Raw genomic sequence first — 20,383 nt, 5'->3', positions numbered from 1 at the left:
TAATATCCCTATGTATAACCGTATTACAACACTTTGTTTCTTTGATATAGATAAATAATTTAGGTATTTATAGAATCAGATATAGCTTAAGTAAGATGCTAAAATAAAAATACATTTGTCGGTTTATAAAAAACATCTATTTTTGTTTGACTAATAGACAACTAATACAATTGAAAATTATATTCAGGGGGAATATGAAATATAAGAGACACATACTGCTAACTACATTTGTAGGATTGGTTATAGTTATACTGATCTCATTTTCGAAGAAGAAAAGTAATATCGACGATAAGGTTATTTATTATGTTGCAGATAATAATTTGGAAGATATTGCATTTTATTGGAAAGATGGTAGTGGAAATGTAATTGGCAGTATTCAGAATTTGAAAACGATGATCGCCAAAGATAATAAAGAATTAGTCTTTGCGATGAATGGAGGTATGTTCCGGGCGGATAATTCACCGCAAGGGCTTTATATAGATCAATTCAAAACAGTTATTCCTTTAGATACTTCTTCGGCAGAAGGAAACTTTTATTTAAAACCCAATGGAGTTTTCTACATTACTTCGAATAATACTCCGTTCATCTGTAAGACAGAAGATTTTATAGATAACGGGCATGTGAAATTTGCGACACAATCGGGGCCAATGCTGGTTATTAATGGTGAAATACATCCCGACTTTAAAGAAGAATCGACTAATTTACATATAAGAAATGGAGTGGGAATTTTACCAGACAACCGAATTTTTTTCGTTATGTCCAAGGCTGTCGTAAACCTATATGACTTTGCCAACTTCTTTCAATCTTATGGCTGTAAAAATGCTCTTTATCTCGATGGTTATGTATCAAGAGCATATATACCCGAAAAGAACTGGATGCAGACAGATGGGAATTTTGGTGTAATTATTGGTATTACTGCTCCAATGAGATCTGAATAGAGAGTATAATAGTAACGTCTTATTTATAAAGAAGAAATATACATTGTTGTTTTGCCATATCAGGCAATTGCTTGATCCATTGTTTTACAGGTAATGTTTTTATATATTCATCTTCACAAGTGATATTCATTGCTATGCATAGTTTAGTAGATGGCATACAGTGTTTTATTATATCTTCAACTAACTTCTGATTCCTGTATGGAGTTTCTATGAAAATTTGCGTTTGATGTTCGTGCAGAATGAGATGCTCAAGTTGCTTTATTTTTCTCAATCGCTCTGCTCCATCTACAGGTAGATATCCCTGAAAGGCAAAGCTTTGTCCGTTAAATCCTGAGGCCATAAGTGATAATAAGATTGAAGAGGGACCAATCAATGGTACAACTTTGTAGTTTTTCTTTTGAGCAATAGCCACAATGTCGCTACCAGGATCAGCAATAGCAGGACATCCGGCTTCGGATATAATCCCGATATGTAATCCTTTCGTAATTGGTTGCAGATAGTTATCTATTTGTTCGGGTTTGGTATGTTTATTTAACTCGTAGAAAGTTAGCTCATCGATATTGATACTGTTGTCAACCTTTTTTAGAAAGCGGCGTGCTGAACGTATATTCTCTACAATAAAATGCTTTATTTGTAGTATTACTTCTTTGTTATAGGTCGGTAATACATGTTCTATAGAGGTTTCTCCTAATGTAACGGGGATAAGAAAAAGAGAGGGTTGCATATTCTATTGTTTTTATTTTTTTCGTTTATAAAGGAAATAGGTGGAAATTCCATTTTCTTCAAAAGTGCTTTCTAAATTGTAGTTCTCTTGTAATATTGGTAGAGCTCTATAGTAATCATAGCTAAAAGAAGCTCCTGATAGAATGATGAACTCCACTTCTTTATCTTCTATATATCGGGTTTGCTCATCCCGCATCTCAGGATATATATTATATGGCAGATTGGGGGATATGAAGTATTTTACATTTGGCATAATATTAGCCATTGTAAAAATTCCGGTAGTTGCATCCAGACCTAAACACATGAGAGTCGGATTCTTTTCCTGAATTACTATATTATAGAATTTGTGTAATACATCATTTGGCTGTTTTTGTCTCAGAATAACTTCTTTTGATCTGCTAAAGAATTCTTTAGTCTTAATACCGCACGCTAATGCAACAATAGTAAATAATAGATAAAAGTACCAATGAGGTTGTATCCTGATGTATTTTCGGACAAGGTCTAATATTACTATACATCCTAATATAGAGAAAATGTAATATGGCATTGAATAGTAAAATACATAATTGGCTGCCATAAATATTACAGTGTATAGAGAAGCAAAAGACAGTATAATTGCAGCCTTTCCTATCCTGCAACCTATATATTTGAATGGAAAGTATACTGCACCAATGAGAATGATCACAAACTCATAATTATCATATTTAAGTCTTTGATAAAAGCGAACTATCAGATTCTCCATTATACGGCTAAAATCCCCAATTTGGGCATAGGTTCTGTTAAGCGTAATATAAGTATCCCAAGCATAAGAAAGTGCATTATTCACCCAAAAGTAAATAACGATAGGTAATGAAACAATAAGCACACCTCCGATGAAAGAAAAGATGTTCCAAAATAGATTTTTATATTCTTTTTTTAGTAATATATTAATGAAGATTGCCAATAAGGGAAAAACCCAGAATACGACTAGATTTATTTTAATAAATATGACTACTGTGCACATTATTCCATGCAATAACATGTGTGCTGGTTTATGAGCGGAGGCCTCTTTATTCTTAAAGTATCTAATAAAAAGATATAAGCTTATAATTTCAAATAATACAATAAACTCTTCGGCAGAACCACCTTCCGATGAATGAGATAATAATAGTACGGGAAAGATCAGAGCCACTGCGAAAGCATATATTTTATCCAGATATAGGCGTGCTATCAGGTATGTTGAAAAAATCATTAAAACCCAAGTCAGGGATTCGATAATATACATTCCCAGAAAAGATTGTTCGGAAATAAGGGAGCCGATACCATAAATGACAAAGATGAGAGGTCCTTTGTGATCGAATATGTCTGTATACAAGGTTTGCCCATGAAACATTGCTTTTCCTATGTTGAAGTATAAGTTTATATCTGACCAATCATTGAATGGATATAATGGGGACATCAATGAGCAGAAAAAGATAAGTAGGAAAGCATATATAAACAGAACAACAAAAATGTTCTTCTCTTCTAATATAGTCTTCTTTAGCATCAATATATTGCGTTTTTAATTGTAGGCAAAAATAGGAAAAATATAATTGGCAGTGAATTAATTTACTCATTCATTCGCTTCTGCTATCTGTGATATAGTATTTTGTAATAACTTTATGCCTTTAATATAAAATATAGGATGAACTTACCTGACGATTTTATTATAAGAACAAAGCCTCTTCTTAAAGAAGAATGGGATAACTTTTTTACTGCCCTAAACAGTGATACTCCCATAAGTATCCGCATAAACGAAGGAAAGAACACAGTTATGCATATAGCCCTGCAACATGTTCCATGGAATAGTACGGGGTATTATATAGATAAACGTCCTCAATTTACATTCGATCCCTTATTACATGCCGGCTGCTATTATGTACAGGAAGCGTCCTCTATGTTTATCGGGCAGGTATTTAAGCAATATGGTGGTAAACAGGTGAAGGTACTGGACCTTTGTGCAGCCCCCGGAGGTAAGTCAACGTTGATAGCCGATTTATTAGATGATGATAGCCTGCTTGTATCTAATGAGGTTATCCGTTCTCGTTCATATATTTTAGCGGAGAATATAATGAAGTGGGGAAGACCGAATACTATAGTTACCAATAATGACCCTGCCGATTTTAGTAAACTGAACAGTTTCTTCGATACGATTTTGGTCGATGCCCCATGCTCTGGAGAAGGTATGTTTCGTAAAGATGATGTGGCGATAGCAGAATGGTCGGTGGATAATGTAAAACTGTGTAAAGAACGTCAGCAGAGAATATTGGCTGATATTTGGCCTGCACTCAAAACAGGTGGAATACTTATATACAGTACCTGTACATATAATCTGGAGGAAAACGAGGAGAATGTAAGGTGGATACAAAATGAACTGAATGCTGAGATATTATCAGTAGAAATAAAAGCAGAGTGGGGGATAAGCCCATCGCAGATAGATGGTATTGTAGCATACCGTTTCTTTCCACATAAGACCAAGGGAGAAGGCTTCTTCTGTGCTGTCTTGAGAAAGAATGATTCTGAACGACCTTATACTATCAAAAATAAGTCTAGAGATAAAAAAAATAAGACCGATTTACCCATCGTGTATAAAGATTATATCCGAGATAAAGATCGTTTTGTGTTTTATCAGAAGGACAATGTATGGAACGCTTTTTCCAAGAATCTATATGATGATCTGAATATTTTGAATGCTCAACTGGATATTGTTTCGGAAGGAATTTGCATCGGAGAGATCAAAGGAAAAGACCTGATTCCGAGCCAATCATTAGCATTAAGTAATGAGCTGAATAGAGAAGCCTTTGTTGTATGCGATATAGACTGGAAAACAGCAATAACTTATTTACGCAAGGAAGTTATTATTCTTGATGATGAACCGAAGGGATATATTCTTCTTACTTATAAAAACGTACCTTTGGGTTTTGTGAAAAATATAGGAAATCGTGCAAACAATCTTTATCCTCAGGAATGGAGGATTCGCTCGTCTAAGGTTCCTGCCGAGATTGTAAATGTAATTGATTAACCTTTTACAAAACCGAATATACGTCCTATTTTACAGAAAATACGGAATCCGTTATATATCCACGGCTTAGATTTCATAATATCTGTAACAAAACCATTTTGTTCCAGATAATAAAGGCGCTCCAGCTTTTTTACAGTGTTTTCATTCAGAAACTCACGGCAAACTTTCAGCTTCTCAGGGTAGATAACACTACCTCCTATCTGAGTACTGAATCCTTCCATATTGTAGATGACGATAAAGGTATCTACATATTTAACTTCTAGGTGATCTATTGCTATACCCTGAAAGAATAATTTCCAGTCGGCAACTACACGAAGGCTCTCATCATATAGTCCGTATCTTTTGAAATTATCCGAATGGATAAAAAATGCCTGATGACAAAGAAATCCTGAAAATAACTCATAGACTGCCATGTGCCAATCCCTATCTTTATATGAAGTATCAGCTTCAAGCTTACCACCTTTTTCCATATAAAAGCTACCACATATAAATGGGGTATGCGGATCGCCCTCAAAGATTTTTTCTAATGTATCATTTGCATAGAGGGCATCACCCGAGTTGAGGAAATATAAGTATTCTCCTTTAGCCTGTTTTATTCCTTTATTTTGGGCATTATATATACCACTATCTTTTTCACTGACCCAATAACTAATCTTATCTGTATGTTCACGGATAAGATCCACGCTGCCGTCTGTAGATAAGCCATCGATGATGATGAACTCATAATCGGTAAACGTTTGTGATATAACGCTATCAATGGTTTTCTTTAACCCGGTTTTGTCGTTGAGATTTATAGTGATAATAGATAATTTCATATCTTATTTACGTTTCGATTTTATAAGAAATGGATTTAAGAAAACGAGTTTTTGAAAAAAAGTGAGCACAGCTGCAGCTTTCCGCAGACTGTATCCCTTAGCATAGTAGATTTGTATTCGATATATCCTTTTTATTCGTTCTACTATTGTTTTCTTAAATTTGTGGTTGGTATATTTATCAAACTCATGCAGTAAATATACCATCCATGCTGTTTGATTTAGAGGTTTCAACGTTGAAGACATTCCTCCGAGATGTTGCCTGTAAACAGCCATATATTCAGGTAGAAACTTAATTTTCCCACTAAGCGATACAATCAGTTGAAGCGCATAATCTCCGTTTTTTACAGTATAATACCACTCAGGCGTTTTGTGTGCTTCTTTGCGGAAAAAGATAGATGCGGTAAGAAGCCCCCAGTCTTTGCTTATCAGGTCTTCGGTAGTGAGTATATCTCGATCCATCTCTATGTTCTCATCCAGATGTCCGCACATCAGTGTATAGGTCTGATGGGAACATAGAGCGAAGTCGGGATTAGCCTCCATGAAATCTACTTGTTTTTGCAGTTTATAAGGGTCTGTCCAGTAATCGTCTCCATCGCACAAGGCAATATATTTTCCCAGTCCGCTATTTATATTGTTTATCCAGTTAAGCATCATGCCTTGATTTGTTTCAGGCAGCCTAAGCTTGATAATATCCGGATATTTCTTTTGATATTCGATACAGATGGCGCGTGTATTATCTGTGCTGCAATCTTCTCCGATAACTAATTCGAAAGGAAAGCTTGTTTTCTGCATCACAACACCTTCTATTGCTTCCGCTATAAATTTCTCATGATTGTAAGTAATCATGGAAACGGAAACCATTATATCTTTTTGTTCGTTCACCTCAATAGCCTTTCTATTTCTTTTTTTAATTTTTCCGCTCCGGGAAATCCTTCAGATTTATATTTTTCTATACCATTCTTATCATAGAGTATGTAAGTCGGTATACCATTGAAATCTGTACTATCTAAAATATAGTCCCATTCTTCACCTGTCAGATAATAATGTTCTCCATCTATTCCTTTTACTCTTTCTTCCCATAGCTTTATAGGAGAAGAAGTACATGTGATGTATACAAAGACAATATCTTTACCTTTCATTTCATCTTTTACAGGTAATAATTTCTTCATACCTTCTAGACACGGTCCGCACCATGTAGCCCAGAAATCGACGAGTACAACTTTATCCTTATATTTCTCTACAATAGCTTCCAGAAGTTTTTCTTTAGGAACGGATGGAGTTTCGTTTATATTAGTTTCCCCTTTATTTGCAGCTAATTTTACTATTTCTTTATTTTTTAGAAAAAGAATTTTTGCAATTTCTGCATCTCCGAAATATTCTTTTATATTTTGTATTTGTTTTTCAGATAAAGGTTCTAGTGCATATGTTAGTTGACGCATGTACGCTTGACTGATAATCATATCATAAAACAGACCAGTATCTGCGCCGATGAGCTCAGCCATTGTATCTTTAACGCCAACAAGCCATTCTTTCACAGGAGTTTCTTCTATTTCCGGAATATTGAACGTCTTATTTCCTAGTATAGTTTGAAATATCTGTCCATAGACTTCGCTGTATAAATAATAGGGATTTTCCAGATCGTAGTCTTTGAGAAAGGTATAATATGATAAATCGGGTTCATTTATTTTTATCGTTGTTGTATCTCCATCCTTTTTAATACTTCTCCATATTTTCTCCATGTTTTCTGTGAAATGAAGAGCGTTTTCTATATGATGAGATTTTAAATAATAGTTCAGATATATTTTACTCCGTTCTGATAATAAAGAATCATTATCGAATACATCAAGCCTTTTATCCAAATCATACTGATTTATTGGAATATATTTTTGGGGATTTTCAATGCAACTATCAAGAACTTCTTTATTAAGTAAATCGTATCTGGCTGCTGTTTGAGCAGCTTTTATAAAAGCATTGGATGTATGTACATTATATTCTGTATAAAAATCAGGCCCGGAAACTGTAGATATAGAATCCTTATTAATTATTATCTTTGTTTCTATATCAGGTTTTAAATTAATTGTAAAACCATGATTAGTTGTAGTATTGTATATAAATCCTATAGCGGGATTTGTTTCAATCGGGATATCCAGAGAGAAGGTGCCATCATCTTCTACTTTAATATCTTGGCGTTGCATATCCATCGTTATTGGTGCAGGGACAGACAGTATCATTTCCTCACCGGGTTTATAATCTTCTATCTTTCCTGATAACTTAGCAATTCCTGCCTGAATCTTAGGTTCCGGTAGTACTTTTTTATCCGAATTTGAGCAAGCAATGGTTAGAAAACAAATTCCAACAATAATTATTAATTTAGAAATGATGCCGTTTTTCATAATTGTATTAGCTTATTTGGTTATCACATCCACAATTCGTTTCATATCCTCTTCATCGTAACGATGATCGCATGGCAGAGGTAACAGATAATTTACAATCTTATATTCTGCCGAATTTTTCTCTACCAGATTCAACGTTTCTTTCCAATAAGTGGAAACATAGATCTTATTGTCGATAAGCTTCTTCCTGAGTGTCGGATCTTCGGAATAAAACATATAGCTTAAAGGGCATGTATCTTCAGGAAAATTATCGAATTCGTATAAGTTGTTTGTACCTAAAGCCTGATGTAGATATCTGAAATTGCTTATTTGCCTTTTTCTCAGATTTTCATAATCAATGTTTGCCAGTAAAGCATTCGCTAAGTTAGACATTTTTTTGATGGGTTGGTTGACAAGGCTTGCACAATAGTTAAGATAGTCCTGATAGCCTGCATTTGCACTTTCTGATTCGATGCGCTTCATCAGATGTGTCATATGAGGAATGGCTTGGTCTTGTTCGAAGTCTTCATCCAATAGAGTGTCTGTATACAGATATGCTCCATCAGGTAATCCGAAAAATTTGCGAGGAGAATAAATCGTGTCTATACCTTCGTAAGGTTTTGAATAAAAGGCATGTGTATTATCCACAATCAATTGTTTGCCACATCTCATCACAAGCTTATCAACTGTGTTGCATTTTATTCCGTATATATCCGAGTAAAAAAAGACTTCATCCGGAGCTAGTTTTTTATTGAAGATAGGATCTATTTTGAAATCAACGGAATAGAATTCACACTCGATACCTAATTTTTTTATGGGCTCCCAAATAACTTCTGAGTTGAGGTATGGGATATAAATTTTTTTATATCTCTTCGCCCGAAGTATATATTCAAGACAGTTGCGAGCTGTGTTTAATTGTACAGCTCCTTTATGGTAGTGTTCACCTTTTCTTAATTGAAGTTCGAAATATCCCCCTATTTCTTTCATGTTTTTAAAGTTTTCTGCTTATTCTTCAGCATTATTAATGCTTTCTCTGCTCTCACTTCCCTTGTAGCCTGCTGTTTTGCTCCACCAACCCAGTCACAGTAACCTCGCTTATATCCATCAGAGAGACTGTCGAAAAAATCTTTTGCTTCTGGTTCTTCTTTCAGAATAGCGATGAGTTCGTGAGGAATAATGATTTCACCTTTACTTCTTTCCATAATGATCAATTTATCAATTTGTATTCATTCAACATATCATTTATCTCGTTACAAGAGTTAAACATGACCACATCCAGAATAGAAAGCCAGGGTATAAATTCGTTTTTTAATTGCTTGTACTCTATCGAATTAGTTGATAGAAAATGTAAACTAATATTTTCTTTCCCGAAGTCTTCAGTATTGTACAATTCTTGTCCGCCTATTGCATTATAATAATCTGTTGCATTAAGCTCTTTGCAGATAGCGATTACCTTGTCCTGACCTTTAAGTGAATGGTCTATATTTAATGTTGATGAAACAATTATTTCGGTCTTAATGTTCAGGTATTCACACATATTCAGTACAGAATTGTGTATATACAAGAAAAGATTATTCTCTTTATAATTAATAATGTTTTCGATTAAAGGCATAACATTATTAAAATATGGAGCTTTCCTATATGATTCTCGTATTTGGTTCAATAACTTCTTTCTTTCGAATCCATTTGAAACAAAACGATCTTTTATGTCCAGATAGTCTGAATCTTTTTCTACCGGAACAGTAATGAGTAGATCTTTACCGTTTTGTAAAATACGATTTCTGTTAATCCAGCCTTTCTTGGTGTATTGGATATTGTCATAGATCACATATTTATCAACAGCATTCAATAGTTGAAAATATCCGATATATGGTAAAAAGTACGGCTGCATTATCCCGATTTTCATATCTTCCAAGGCTTATTCTTGATAAAGTCGCAAATACGTTCGACATCTTCAAATTCCAGATTGGGATACATTGGCAGGCATAAGATCTCTTTCGATACTTGGGCTGCTACCGGTAGGTTGCTTACATTGGCCGATGGTAATCCTTTGTAGGTGGGGAAGTCGCTGATAAGCGGATAAAAATATCGTCGGCCAAAAATATCGTATTCTTGTAATTTGAAGTACAGGTCATTCCTGTTCATGCCATAGTCTACTGTGTTGACACGTACGGGATAATATGGGTAGGTATGTGAAACGCCCTCTTCTACTTTCATACAAGTAATGCCCTCTGTGTTTTTTAGAAGATCGTTATACAGTTCAGCGAGTTTTAATCGTTTAGCTATATAATTGTCGACATGCTTCAATTGTAACGAACCGTAAGCTGCTTGTAATTCATTCATTTTGGCATTGATCCCCGGTTCTATAACTGTGGTTTCGTTACGAAAGCCGAAGTTCTTGAGTAGATCAATGCGTTGTTTTGTTTTTTCATCTTGACAAACGATCGCACCTCCTTCTATAGTATTAAATACCTTAGTTGCATGGAAGCTTAATATAGACAAATCGCCCCAATTCATAACTGACTGACCATCTTTCTTTACGGCGAAAGCATGTGCAGCATCATATATCAGACGTAATCCATAGGTGTCTGCAATGCGTTGTATTTCCTCTACATTGCAAGGATTTCCATACACATGAACGGGCATGATAGCCGTCGTTTGTGGAGTGATCGCTGCTTCTATTTTCTTAGGATCTATATTATAATAGTTGTCTTCTATGTCTACAAAAACAGGTTTTATATTATTCCACCATAGCGAGTGCGTAGTAGCTACAAAACTAAATGGTGTGGTTATAACCTCTCCTGTAATTCGCAATGCTTGTAATGCTGTAATCAATGCAAGTGTTCCGTTTGCAAATACAGATATATATTTAACGCCCAGATATTCGGCCAGTTCTTTTTCAAATTGTCTGTGGAAAGGTCCATCATTGGTAAGCCATTTATTATCCCATATTTTTTCCAGATAAGGGATGAATTCCTCCAAGGGTGGAAGTGCCGGTTGGGTTACCATTATTTTTTTACTCATACTTTTTGATTCTAAAGTTTTCTATATACTTTTCTTATAAACTCAGGTGTTATACTCTTTATACGGCCTTTTAACGATTTATCACCATAAAGTAGTATTTCCAGCCTTCGTCTATGCTTTGTAAATGCTTCTGTATATTTATAATTGAAATACTTGTCATATTCATTTATCAATTCTATAATTCTCATGAATTGACTCTTCTCGTCCATTCGTGACCATTGACCATTGTCATGTATACGATAAGCCGTAGTTACATCCTTTAAGTATAGCAGCGACCCAAATTGGCCCATATACATACCTAACATCCAGTCTGCAATTTCCATGTCGAATAGCTTCGGATCGATATTTTGTATATATTTTCCTCTGAAAACGCAGCAGGATAAGTTACCGATACGGTTGCCCATAGCCAGCTGTTCTGTTGTAATATGTTCGTAGTCATTTTCATTCGTCCAGTCGAAAATCTCTTCTCTGTTTTGGTCTGTAAATAGACGAATGTGTCTGTTATAACTCATGGACGAGTCGGGTTGTTTCTCTAAATGTTCGATGTGATTTTGCAAATGATTAGGTTTTACCCAATAGTCATCACCTTCCATAATGGCTACATAGTCTCCAGTACAAGCAGCAAAGGCTCTTTTGTAATTCAGGTTGTAACCCATGTTTTGAGCTTTGGGAAGGTATGTAAAAGAAAATGCAGTTTTATCTTCGTATTCTCTTATTATATCTACCGTATTATCGGGAGAGCAATCATCTGCTATAATAATTTCCACATCACATACAGTTTCTTGCATCAGAATGCTTTCCAACGTCTGACGGATATATTCAGCATGATTGTATGTGATGAGAATAACGTTTACCTTCATAATAGTTTGTATCAGTACGATTTATTTGAAGAGAACATCTTGCGGAATACTTTTCTTATAAACTTGATGGGAGCGTAGAGAAAAGCTCCAGTCTTGTATTCAATAGAGTTTTTGTATAGTTCAGCTTCCTTCTTGAAATAATCAGCATCAATATGATCTCTTATTGGATTAAAATATTTCAGATACAAAGGTACATGATTCTTGAAGATTTGGAGGAGTAATTGTTCATTTTTCTCTTTACTAAGTGACGACAACATTGAGGCATCCTTTATTCGATAGTAAAAATGATATTTATCCAGTTTCACGACTACGTCTGCTTCTTTAATTAATTCTAGCCAAAAGTTCCAGTCTTCAAGTCCACCAACCATATTCGGGTTGTAACCATTTGTTTTCATATAGTCACTTTTGCGATAAATAGCCGAACAGAATATGCGGTTTTCGGTTAGTAAATCTTTATATCTAAATGGTGGTAGATTTAGTTTCTGATTCTTGGTGCCAAATAGTATCAAGTTACTGTATACAACTTTTGTTTCCGGCTTTCTTTCGAATGTATTGAGAGCCTCAATTATATATTGCGGACCTATTTTATCATCTGAGTCTAGGGGTAGAATATATTTTCCTATCGCATGGCTGATACCAAAATTACGAGCATCGGAGAGCCCTCCGTTCTCTTTTTGGTAATATTTGAAGCGAGGATCTTTATCTATCCATATCTTAGCTACTTCTTGGGTATTGTCTGGTGAGCCGTCGTTAATAATAATACATTCCCACGCTTGATACTCCTGATCGAGTACCGACTGAAGTGTCTCTGCTAAATATTCTGCCTGATTGTAGCAGGGTACAATCACAGAAATTACAGGTAATGTATTTGTATTATTTATAGTTTCAACCATTTCAATAATCCTATTTTTTTCAAGAATCTAACACTTCCAGATGTCTTTAGCTTATATAGTTCCTGTTTCTTTTCCATCCATTCTTTATATATACTTTCGTAAAGTTTATACGAAGTCGATATATGATTATTTCTTTCGGTAATTAATTCCTTTTGATTTTGTTTGTCTGAACTTATACCATCAAGATAAAACGTGGAAAAGGAGCTGTTAACATGTTTATAAGAGCAATTGAGTAAACATATCGCATCCATGAAAAATGCCCAGTCGGAGACGATTTTCATTTTTTCGGAATAGTAACCATATTTTATCAACAACTCTTTTTTTATGAAAGATCCCATATGAGGGAGACTATCTTCTGCAAAATATTTAAAGTCGAGATAGTCTGGATATGTCTTTATGAATTTATTGTTGTTTTTATCGCATATTTCAAGATCAAAATAAACAATATCTTCTCCTGTAATTTGATCCATTATTAAACTCAAATTAGCATCCTCACAAATAGTATCGCCGCTATTAATAAATAATACGTACTCTCCATTAGCTTGCCGGATGCCTTTGTTCATCGCATTGTATACACCTTTGTCTGGCTCGCTGACCCAATAAGTTATGTGCTGGCTATATTCTTCTATTATATTCTGACTTCCATCTGTTGACCCTCCATCAATAACAATATACTCAAAGTCTGCTTGAGCTTGAGAAATAATGCTTTCAATGGTTTTTCTAAGCCCATTAGCATTATTATAATTGATTGTTATTATGGTTAATTTCATTTGTTTAGGATGTCTTTATAGAGTTGGATGTACTGGTCTGCTTTATCTGGTGCATTAAATCTAAGTATAATATCATCTCTAATAGCTTTATTGTCAAATATAATACTAAAAGTTTTGATAATTGCATCTGTCAAGCTTTTAGATGTGAAATCTTTAGCTAATATTCCGTTAAATCCATCTTTTATAATATCTAATGCTCCTCCATTTGGAAATGATACTACTGGCGTTCCACATGAAAGAGCTTCTATAAAAACTTGTCCAAATGCCTCTTCAATAGAAGACATAATAAATATATCGGCCGCAGAATATATTTGTGACAACAATACTTCGTCTGTAATATGCTCTAACGAATTGATATTGGGATGATCAGCTATATGCCCAAATGAATAGAACAGAGTATCTTGTGATTGCAACTCATTTATTGATTCTATCAGCAAATGCATACCTTTTCTAATATTAAAAAAAGATGCAGCTCCTATTAGTATAATCTTTTTATCTAAGGGGATACCGAATTTTTTCCTTACTTTCAGCTTATCGTATTGCTTAAATATATTAGTATCAATTCCATTTGAAATAACTCTAAGCGGATACTCTTTTATTAGTTCACTTTCTAGAGCTTTTTGTTTAACCCATTCCGAAATAGCAACAAAAGTAATATTCTTATTGGCGATACTTTTTTTTCTTATAATAAAGTTTCTTTTTAAATATTTATGATAGGCATTGAATGGAAATCCCTTTTCATAATGATAGCCTCCGCCACAAGCATATAAGTCAGGCATTCTCCATATTACAGGTTTTTTATTTTTTTTAAAAAAACTAGGCTCATCTAGAAAGCCAGAAACCCAATTTAGTTGTATTAAATCGGCTTCTTTATAGAGAGGATGACTTGTAATATCATAAATTGTTACCGGATTAGTGAATATTTCCACAGGAGGTAAGTCGTTTAGTTTAGAAAAGTTTTCTGTTTGTTTTCGAAATTTTTCAAATATTCTTCTTTTTATATAATATATTATTTTGTTTTGCGAATCATTATAGTAGTTGAAACTGTATACATTAGGAATCTCTTTTGTTTTATATAAAACTAATACCTTCGAATCTATTCCTTTCGATAATAACGATTGGTGTATGCGCATACATGCTCCAGCTGCGCCTCCTGTGTCATAAGTGTTTACGTGCAATATCTTCATGTATGGTAGATTATAGAAAGCTGATCCCTCTTTGTTTGGCTTTTTTTCGATTTCTGTTTAGTTGGGGAGTAGATTGGCATATTTTGAATATGACTTTTATATTTATAAAACACTCCTTAAAAGACAGATGCAATAAATTGCTTCCTAAAGTACAAAAAATATTATAGATAGAGCTTATCCAGAGATTTTTCAACGAATAATGAATATTGGTTAATATCACTAAATAATGGATAAAGGATTTGTTCACCTGTTGATTGAAGTTCGGTATATTGTTTTCTCGATGCTGCCTGTCGTGTATAGCTTTTACTTTGGGATATATACCTATCTTTAACCCGTGATATTTAACTCGCTCTATATAGTTATTATCTTCTCCATAATGAGGGAAAATGGGGTCGAAAGCTCCAACTTTAAGCAAACAGTTTTTTGATATCATCCAGATAGCGGCGCATACAAATGATGTAGGATATATTTTATCTTCGGAAGCTCCTTTTACTACATAATCAGAATATAGTAAAGGACAACTGTTAGGTTCTATATTAATGGAAAAATTATGATCAAGCTTATCTTCCGATCCATTTAAATGAATAGGACTTAGTATTCCGTATTGAGGATTTATTTCCATCATATTCATCAATTTCTCTATAGTATCAGATTTTACCCAAGCATCCTGATTCAATAAAAAAACATAATCGGCATCTTGCTCTACTGCATATTTTAATCCTATGTTATTTGCTTTTCCAAATCCAAGATTAGTGTCATTTTCTATTAATTTAAATTCAGGATAACTCTCTTTGATAAATTGCGTAGAGCCATCAGAAGAATTATTGTCAATAATAATTGTTTCTAGAGGAATGGTAGATTCGATCAAACTATCGAAACATTTTTTATACCATTTCATCCCATTGTATGTAACTACTATTACAATTATTTTCATTCTTATTTATTTTGTATAAATTATTCTTCTTTTGTCAATCAGCGATTCCCTATTGTATATCTTATGTAAAGTTGTATACGACTCGTTTATAAATTTTATCTGAGTTTTAGTCTCTTTAATTAATTTTTCAATTGATTCGGCGAAGCCAATAGCGTTGTCAGATATGAAACAATCTTTTTCATTTATGAAATCTAGGCCTTCGACTCCTATAGTTGTGGTGACAAAAGGTATTTTATAGTTTATGGCATCCAAAATTTTCATTCGCATACCGCTTCCTATTCTTATAGGTACTATTGATATAGTGTTTGGTAAAATTATAGATAGATCTTTAACAAATCCATCAAAAAATACATTTGTGAGACCTATATCTTCGAACATTTCCTTAGTCCAACCTCCACCAATGATATGAAGTTCCAGAGCTTTATTTTTTGAAAGTATAATTGTCCACACTTCAGATAAAAACCATTTTATGCCGTCTACATTAGGAAAATGCGTACAACTCCCAACAAAGGTCAGTTTATTGTTAAATTCAAATTGATATTCTGATATATTATCAGGCATATTAACCATAAGGGGGGAGCTGAGTATAACTTTTTGCGGTAATTCCTTTTCCAGTTTTTGTTTGTCAATATCTGTAACGGTTACAATTTTGTCATACAAGCTTAAAGTGGTTAATTCATAATGTTTATTTACATTATATAGATATTTTTCATATTCGTTTGTTTCTGCAAAATAGGACAACTCTATTTTATTGCGTATATATCTTATTTCGTGATGGATGAAAATCTTTTCAACATCCTGTGGCAGTATATGTATGAGCGATAACAAAGGATAGAATTCGACTTGTATAATATCAAAACCTTTTCGGGAGATTTCGACTACATATTCAATGAATCTTTCGGAATTGATAGTCGTTGCGGTATTAAATAAAGAGCTATTCTGTTTTACAAAATCAATGTTTTGTTTATTCGTATTATCATTCTTTACTTTTCTAATTTTATCCTTTAGCTTAAACGGTATGCTGTATATTTGATTATATATGTCTAATAGATGTTTCTTTTTAATAGCGGATTGAGGTAATATTTCTAGATGAGGATAAAATGTTACATTATTCCAAATGTTCTTTAGTTCGTTAAAAGATTCTGTATCATCTTCTGTCAGTCGGAATAATAATGATATTTCATATTCGTTGCGTAAACTATCAATAAAATGAAATACCCCTTGCCGCCCTCCTTTGGTGAGAGGGTAAGGTATCTCTGTATTTATTATAAGAATCTTTTTCATAGCGATATTTACTACGATTGTGATTATTGAAGTTTGAGTACTTTATATAACTTATTTAGAAGCCTAAAGCAAAAACGAGGAACTTTATTATTATTTATAAAATCAATCATATAAAAATATTGTCCGTACTTATCTGTATGTTTCTGTAACAAAGTCAGCCTTTCATAATCGGTCTGAACAGTCCGAGGAATTAATTCTGAAATAATCTGCTTCCTTTCATTAAACATAGTTTTACGGAACTCAGCATTATTACTAATACCAGTCATATCGAAAATTACAATATCAAAATTTAAATAAGTTGATGACTCCCCTCCAAGCATCGCTTTTAAAAAAAAGATCCAGTCAGATACTATTTTATACTTTTCGTCATATAGACCATATTTTTTAAACAAATCTTGATGTATAAAAGTTGCTTGATGTTGTAAGGTGTCAATATACAAATCATAGAGTGTTATATCTCTATTTCCTCTATTAATCCATTTCGTTTGACAACCTTTATTATCACAGATCTGTATCCCTCTTAATATTGGACTTTCATATGTTTTTTGTTCGAAAACCTCTTGTAAAACGTAGTTATTAGCATATATATCTCCTGAATTTAGAAAATGTAAATATTCGCCTTTTGCTTGTCGAATACCTTTATTCATCGCATTATATATACCTTTGTCTGGTTCACTAACCCAGTAGTCTATTTTGTCAGAATACGACTCAATAAGTTCTTTGCTTCCATCTGTCGATCCTCCATCTATAACAATGTATTCATAGTTTTTATAAGTCTGCGAAAGAACGCTGTTGATGGTCTTTTGCAGTCCAGAAGCATTGTTAAAATTTATTGTTATAATGGATAGTTTCATTAAGCTAGTATTTTATTATATAATTCGGTATATCTTTTTGCTTGTAATTGATTATTTAAGGTGGTAATAGGATAATCCCTTATTATATAGGGCTCCTCAAAACTATATTTGTCATTTAGAAAATTCTCTATTTCAAGCCGAAGTGATTGTGAATTAATCTCATCTATTAATATACCATTCTGCCCTGTTTTTATATGCTCAGCCATTCCTCCATTACTGAAGCTAATAACTGGAGTACCATTTATAAGTGATTCCAGCATAACTTGATTAAACATATCTTCTCGTGATGGAACGATTGTTACATCAGCAACTGCATATATTTTATTAAGTTCACTTATATCTTTAATGTTTTCGTATTGTTGGAAATTTATTTTGCTATTTATAGAAATTTTGTTGCCATGTCCAACACTTATTAAATTGAATTTATTAGGATCTATATTATTTACTGCTTCAATTAAAAGGTCTAATCCTTTTCGAGGTAATTGGATATCAAAAGCAATAAATAGAATAGTTTTTTTACCATTATTTAATTTAAATTTTTCCTTTAGAGCAACTTTATCCAAGAGTGGATAATTTTTTTCTTCAATACCGTATGGGATATAATAATGAGGAAAATCACCTAAAATATAACTAACCTCAGATTTTTGTTTTACCCATTCTGACGGACATGCTATATGGATATTATTGTGTGTGTGAGTACATCTATATTTTATGTTAATAGCTTTGTTCTCCAGTTTTCCGAGACTGCCTTGATTCCTTAAAACATCACCTTCGTAGTGAAAAATTCCTAAGAATGGATTAGGGTCATGTGTAGTGCAGACTATGGGCTGTTTTATCTTTTTAAAAAACGAGGGATAGTTAATAAAGTTTCCAATCCAGTGTAAATGTATTATATCTGCGTCTTTTATTAGCGGATGATTTTCTATCGGATAATATGAAAGAGGTAATGTCGCAATCTCATAATTTTTTGGATATTTTGATATAATTCGCCTAAAATACCCTTCTTTAGTTAAATATGGTTTTAATCCAAGTTTATTTACTATTCTATAATATAAGTTGTGATAATGTGTACATTGGTGTATATTTCTTTCGATGTCATTTGAATCTGTGACTGGATCTTTTTGAATAAAATAACTCGTTACATCAGGAGCATAGCTCAATAGGCTCTGATGTATTCTGAGAGCAGCGATACCGGCTCCTCCTCTTAACATTGTAGCAATATGTACAACTTTCATTTTTTTAGAATGTCATATATTTTGTAAAATAATGGATTCTGAAAGAATCTTGTTTTCTTCAACTTATTTTTACTGAAAGTAAATCGAGTTTTTAGGGACGAATCTTCTCCGTATTTATAATATCTTTTTAAATAATTATAGCCTATTCTATTCTCCTTTATTTTAATTCTTTTAACAGAAACCGACTTACTTAGATTTATATTGTTATGTTGTAAGGTATAAATACTATTGTTGCCACAATGTTCACCAGTTCCATCAAATCCAATATTTTTTGTTAGAGAATATTTAGGAAATAAACAAAGCCCATTTTTTAAGAAAATTGTTGCAACCCATTGTAAATCCCATGTATCAATAGACCCATTTCTTGTTTGTTCTAATAGTTTATAAAAGTCTTCACTACCATCAAAATTAAAATGATTAAAGTCAGAACGCTTTCTTACCGCTTCGCATAGATAATCTAAATCAGAGATGTATTGATTCCAAGCTCTAGCCCATGTTGCCCAACCCCAACAACTCATAAAACGTAGAAAGTAAGTTTCTGGTAATTTATCTGCACCTGATGTTTTTGGAACCAAGGCGCATATTGACATGACTTTATCTTCATCTTGATAGAGATTTAAGGCGTCATTCATATATTGTAGATAATGAGGAGATGTAATGATGTCATCTTCAATAATTATGGCCTTTCCATATTTGTTGATAATAGTTGAAATACCTTCCTTAATTGAATAAGTTAACCCCTTATTCTCCGACGACTCTATTATATTAACCTTTTTACACCATTGTTTTTCTTTCAGAATTTCTCGGGTAAGTTTTATTGCATTTAATGTTTCTTTATCTGCATCTTTTTTAGGTCCATCAGCATATATGTACAAAGTTGATTCTTTAGCTAAGTCATTTTCAGCTAAAGCTTCAAGAGCTCTTTTTGTGTGTTGAGGTCTTTTATATACAAAGAAGATGATAGGAGCTAAGTTATTTGTCTGCATCTTTGAAAAATATTGTATTAATAGTTTTAGCAACTAAAGAATAATTTAAGCTTTTTAAATAGATATAAATTTCGCTATTTTTTATAGCATCCATGTCTTCATTAAGAGATTCTACTAATACTAAATTTGGCCTGTATTTATTCCAATCATTAGAATGGAGAACTTGTAAATCTAATCCTTCAACATCAATACTAATAAAATCAATATTTGTATTAGCAGGAAGATACATATTTAGTATTTCTGAAAGAGTGTAAGTTTGTATCTCTTTAGTATCAATGATTTTGAAAGAATGTAATCCATTATGTTTTTTTGCTATATCTTCCGAGAATGTATTTAATGCAGGTTCGTTGAATAAATAGTAATTTAGAACTTGAGGATTTTCAGAAATTGCATATTCTAGGTTTATATCTCTAGGACGTAGCTCTTTGAAAAGTTTCATGCTTCCCGGCATAGCATCTAGATTGATCC

Annotated in this window: 21 protein-coding genes; 2 read left to right on the top strand and 19 right to left on the bottom strand. The window is 33.2% G+C overall.

Annotated elements, in window-relative coordinates; genetic code table 11:
* Positions 1–194 precede the first annotated feature (194 nt).
* Positions 195–938, top strand: a complete 744-nt coding sequence (locus JGH11_RS12895; RefSeq protein WP_201112412.1) for a phosphodiester glycosidase family protein — start codon at positions 195–197, stop codon at positions 936–938.
* Between the two features lie 19 nt (positions 939–957).
* Here JGH11_RS12895 and JGH11_RS12890 read toward each other — a convergent pair whose 3' ends face one another.
* Both JGH11_RS12890 and JGH11_RS12885 read right to left on the bottom strand, forming a co-directional pair.
* Complete coding sequence (locus JGH11_RS12890) at positions 958–1,662, bottom strand: SAM-dependent methyltransferase (RefSeq protein ID WP_201112410.1); 705 nt, start codon at positions 1,660–1,662, stop codon at positions 958–960.
* A gap of 12 nt (positions 1,663–1,674) precedes the next feature.
* Positions 1,675–3,186, bottom strand: a complete 1,512-nt coding sequence (locus JGH11_RS12885; RefSeq protein WP_201112408.1) for a glycosyltransferase family 39 protein — start codon at positions 3,184–3,186, stop codon at positions 1,675–1,677.
* A 138-nt stretch (positions 3,187–3,324) separates the two neighbouring features.
* Here JGH11_RS12885 and JGH11_RS12880 point away from each other — a divergent pair, with 138 nt between their 5' ends.
* Positions 3,325–4,701, top strand: a complete 1,377-nt coding sequence (locus JGH11_RS12880) for an rRNA cytosine-C5-methyltransferase (protein ID WP_201112406.1) — start codon at positions 3,325–3,327, stop codon at positions 4,699–4,701.
* On the opposite strand, the gene JGH11_RS12875 is transcribed toward JGH11_RS12880, so the two are convergent.
* From JGH11_RS12875 to JGH11_RS12795, 17 genes are all read right to left on the bottom strand, one after another.
* Positions 4,698–5,516 (bottom strand): glycosyltransferase family 2 protein, encoded by an 819-nt coding sequence (locus tag JGH11_RS12875; protein ID WP_201112404.1) that lies wholly within the window; start codon positions 5,514–5,516, stop codon positions 4,698–4,700. The genes JGH11_RS12880 and JGH11_RS12875 overlap by 4 nt on opposite strands.
* A 3-nt stretch (positions 5,517–5,519) precedes the next feature.
* Positions 5,520–6,398: a glycosyltransferase gene (locus JGH11_RS12870; RefSeq protein ID WP_370567597.1), complete on the bottom strand. Its 879-nt coding sequence runs from the start codon at positions 6,396–6,398 to the stop codon at positions 5,520–5,522.
* Positions 6,395–7,909: a TlpA family protein disulfide reductase gene (locus JGH11_RS12865; RefSeq protein ID WP_201112402.1), complete on the bottom strand. Its 1,515-nt coding sequence runs from the start codon at positions 7,907–7,909 to the stop codon at positions 6,395–6,397. Before JGH11_RS12865 ends, JGH11_RS12870 begins: the two co-directional genes overlap by 4 nt.
* Before the next feature lie 12 nt (positions 7,910–7,921).
* Entirely contained in the window at positions 7,922–8,875 is a 954-nt protein-coding gene (locus JGH11_RS12860; RefSeq protein ID WP_201112400.1) for a hypothetical protein, read from the bottom strand.
* Positions 8,872–9,090 (bottom strand): YdeI/OmpD-associated family protein, encoded by a 219-nt coding sequence (locus JGH11_RS12855; protein WP_201112398.1) that lies wholly within the window; start codon positions 9,088–9,090, stop codon positions 8,872–8,874. The genes JGH11_RS12860 and JGH11_RS12855 overlap by 4 nt, the downstream gene beginning before the upstream one ends.
* Positions 9,091–9,095: 5 nt before the next feature.
* Entirely contained in the window at positions 9,096–9,794 is a 699-nt protein-coding gene (locus JGH11_RS12850) for a WbqC family protein (RefSeq protein ID WP_201112396.1), read from the bottom strand.
* Positions 9,791–10,912 carry a DegT/DnrJ/EryC1/StrS aminotransferase family protein gene (locus tag JGH11_RS12845; RefSeq protein ID WP_201112394.1) on the bottom strand — a complete coding sequence of 374 codons (1,122 nt, stop codon included), beginning with the start codon at positions 10,910–10,912 and terminating at the stop codon, positions 9,791–9,793. Before JGH11_RS12845 ends, JGH11_RS12850 begins: the two co-directional genes overlap by 4 nt.
* 11 nt (positions 10,913–10,923) lie before the next feature.
* Complete coding sequence (locus tag JGH11_RS12840; protein WP_201112392.1) at positions 10,924–11,772, bottom strand: glycosyltransferase; 849 nt, start codon at positions 11,770–11,772, stop codon at positions 10,924–10,926.
* A gap of 11 nt (positions 11,773–11,783) precedes the next feature.
* Positions 11,784–12,665, bottom strand: a complete 882-nt coding sequence (locus tag JGH11_RS12835) for a glycosyltransferase family A protein (RefSeq protein WP_201112390.1) — start codon at positions 12,663–12,665, stop codon at positions 11,784–11,786.
* Positions 12,650–13,435 carry a glycosyltransferase family 2 protein gene (locus JGH11_RS12830; RefSeq protein ID WP_201112388.1) on the bottom strand — a complete coding sequence of 262 codons (786 nt, stop codon included), beginning with the start codon at positions 13,433–13,435 and terminating at the stop codon, positions 12,650–12,652. Before JGH11_RS12830 ends, JGH11_RS12835 begins: the two co-directional genes overlap by 16 nt.
* Positions 13,432–14,622 (bottom strand): glycosyltransferase, encoded by a 1,191-nt coding sequence (locus JGH11_RS12825; protein WP_201112386.1) that lies wholly within the window; start codon positions 14,620–14,622, stop codon positions 13,432–13,434. Before JGH11_RS12825 ends, JGH11_RS12830 begins: the two co-directional genes overlap by 4 nt.
* Before the next feature lie 10 nt (positions 14,623–14,632).
* Positions 14,633–15,556 carry a glycosyltransferase family 2 protein gene (locus JGH11_RS12820; RefSeq protein ID WP_201112384.1) on the bottom strand — a complete coding sequence of 308 codons (924 nt, stop codon included), beginning with the start codon at positions 15,554–15,556 and terminating at the stop codon, positions 14,633–14,635.
* Between the two features lie 6 nt (positions 15,557–15,562).
* Positions 15,563–16,840 carry a glycosyltransferase family 4 protein gene (locus JGH11_RS12815; protein ID WP_201112382.1) on the bottom strand — a complete coding sequence of 426 codons (1,278 nt, stop codon included), beginning with the start codon at positions 16,838–16,840 and terminating at the stop codon, positions 15,563–15,565.
* Between the two features lie 23 nt (positions 16,841–16,863).
* On the bottom strand, positions 16,864–17,694 hold the full coding sequence (locus JGH11_RS12810; protein ID WP_201112380.1) for a glycosyltransferase family 2 protein: 831 nt from the start codon (positions 17,692–17,694) through the stop codon (positions 16,864–16,866).
* Positions 17,694–18,929 carry a glycosyltransferase gene (locus tag JGH11_RS12805; protein WP_201112378.1) on the bottom strand — a complete coding sequence of 412 codons (1,236 nt, stop codon included), beginning with the start codon at positions 18,927–18,929 and terminating at the stop codon, positions 17,694–17,696. Before JGH11_RS12805 ends, JGH11_RS12810 begins: the two co-directional genes overlap by 1 nt.
* Entirely contained in the window at positions 18,926–19,915 is a 990-nt protein-coding gene (locus tag JGH11_RS12800) for a hypothetical protein (RefSeq protein ID WP_201112376.1), read from the bottom strand. The genes JGH11_RS12805 and JGH11_RS12800 overlap by 4 nt, the downstream gene beginning before the upstream one ends.
* Positions 19,902–20,383, bottom strand: a 482-nt coding sequence (locus tag JGH11_RS12795; protein WP_201112374.1) for an FkbM family methyltransferase, incomplete at its 5' end; no start/stop codon positions are given. The genes JGH11_RS12795 and JGH11_RS12800, both read right to left, overlap by 14 nt.

Origin of the sequence: Dysgonomonas sp. Marseille-P4677 (genome assembly GCF_016652235.1) — a bacterium.
GTDB lineage: Bacteria > Bacteroidota > Bacteroidia > Bacteroidales > Dysgonomonadaceae > Dysgonomonas.
The sequence above is the reverse complement of the archived record's forward strand: the minus strand, read 5'-3'. Positions and strand labels throughout refer to the sequence as shown.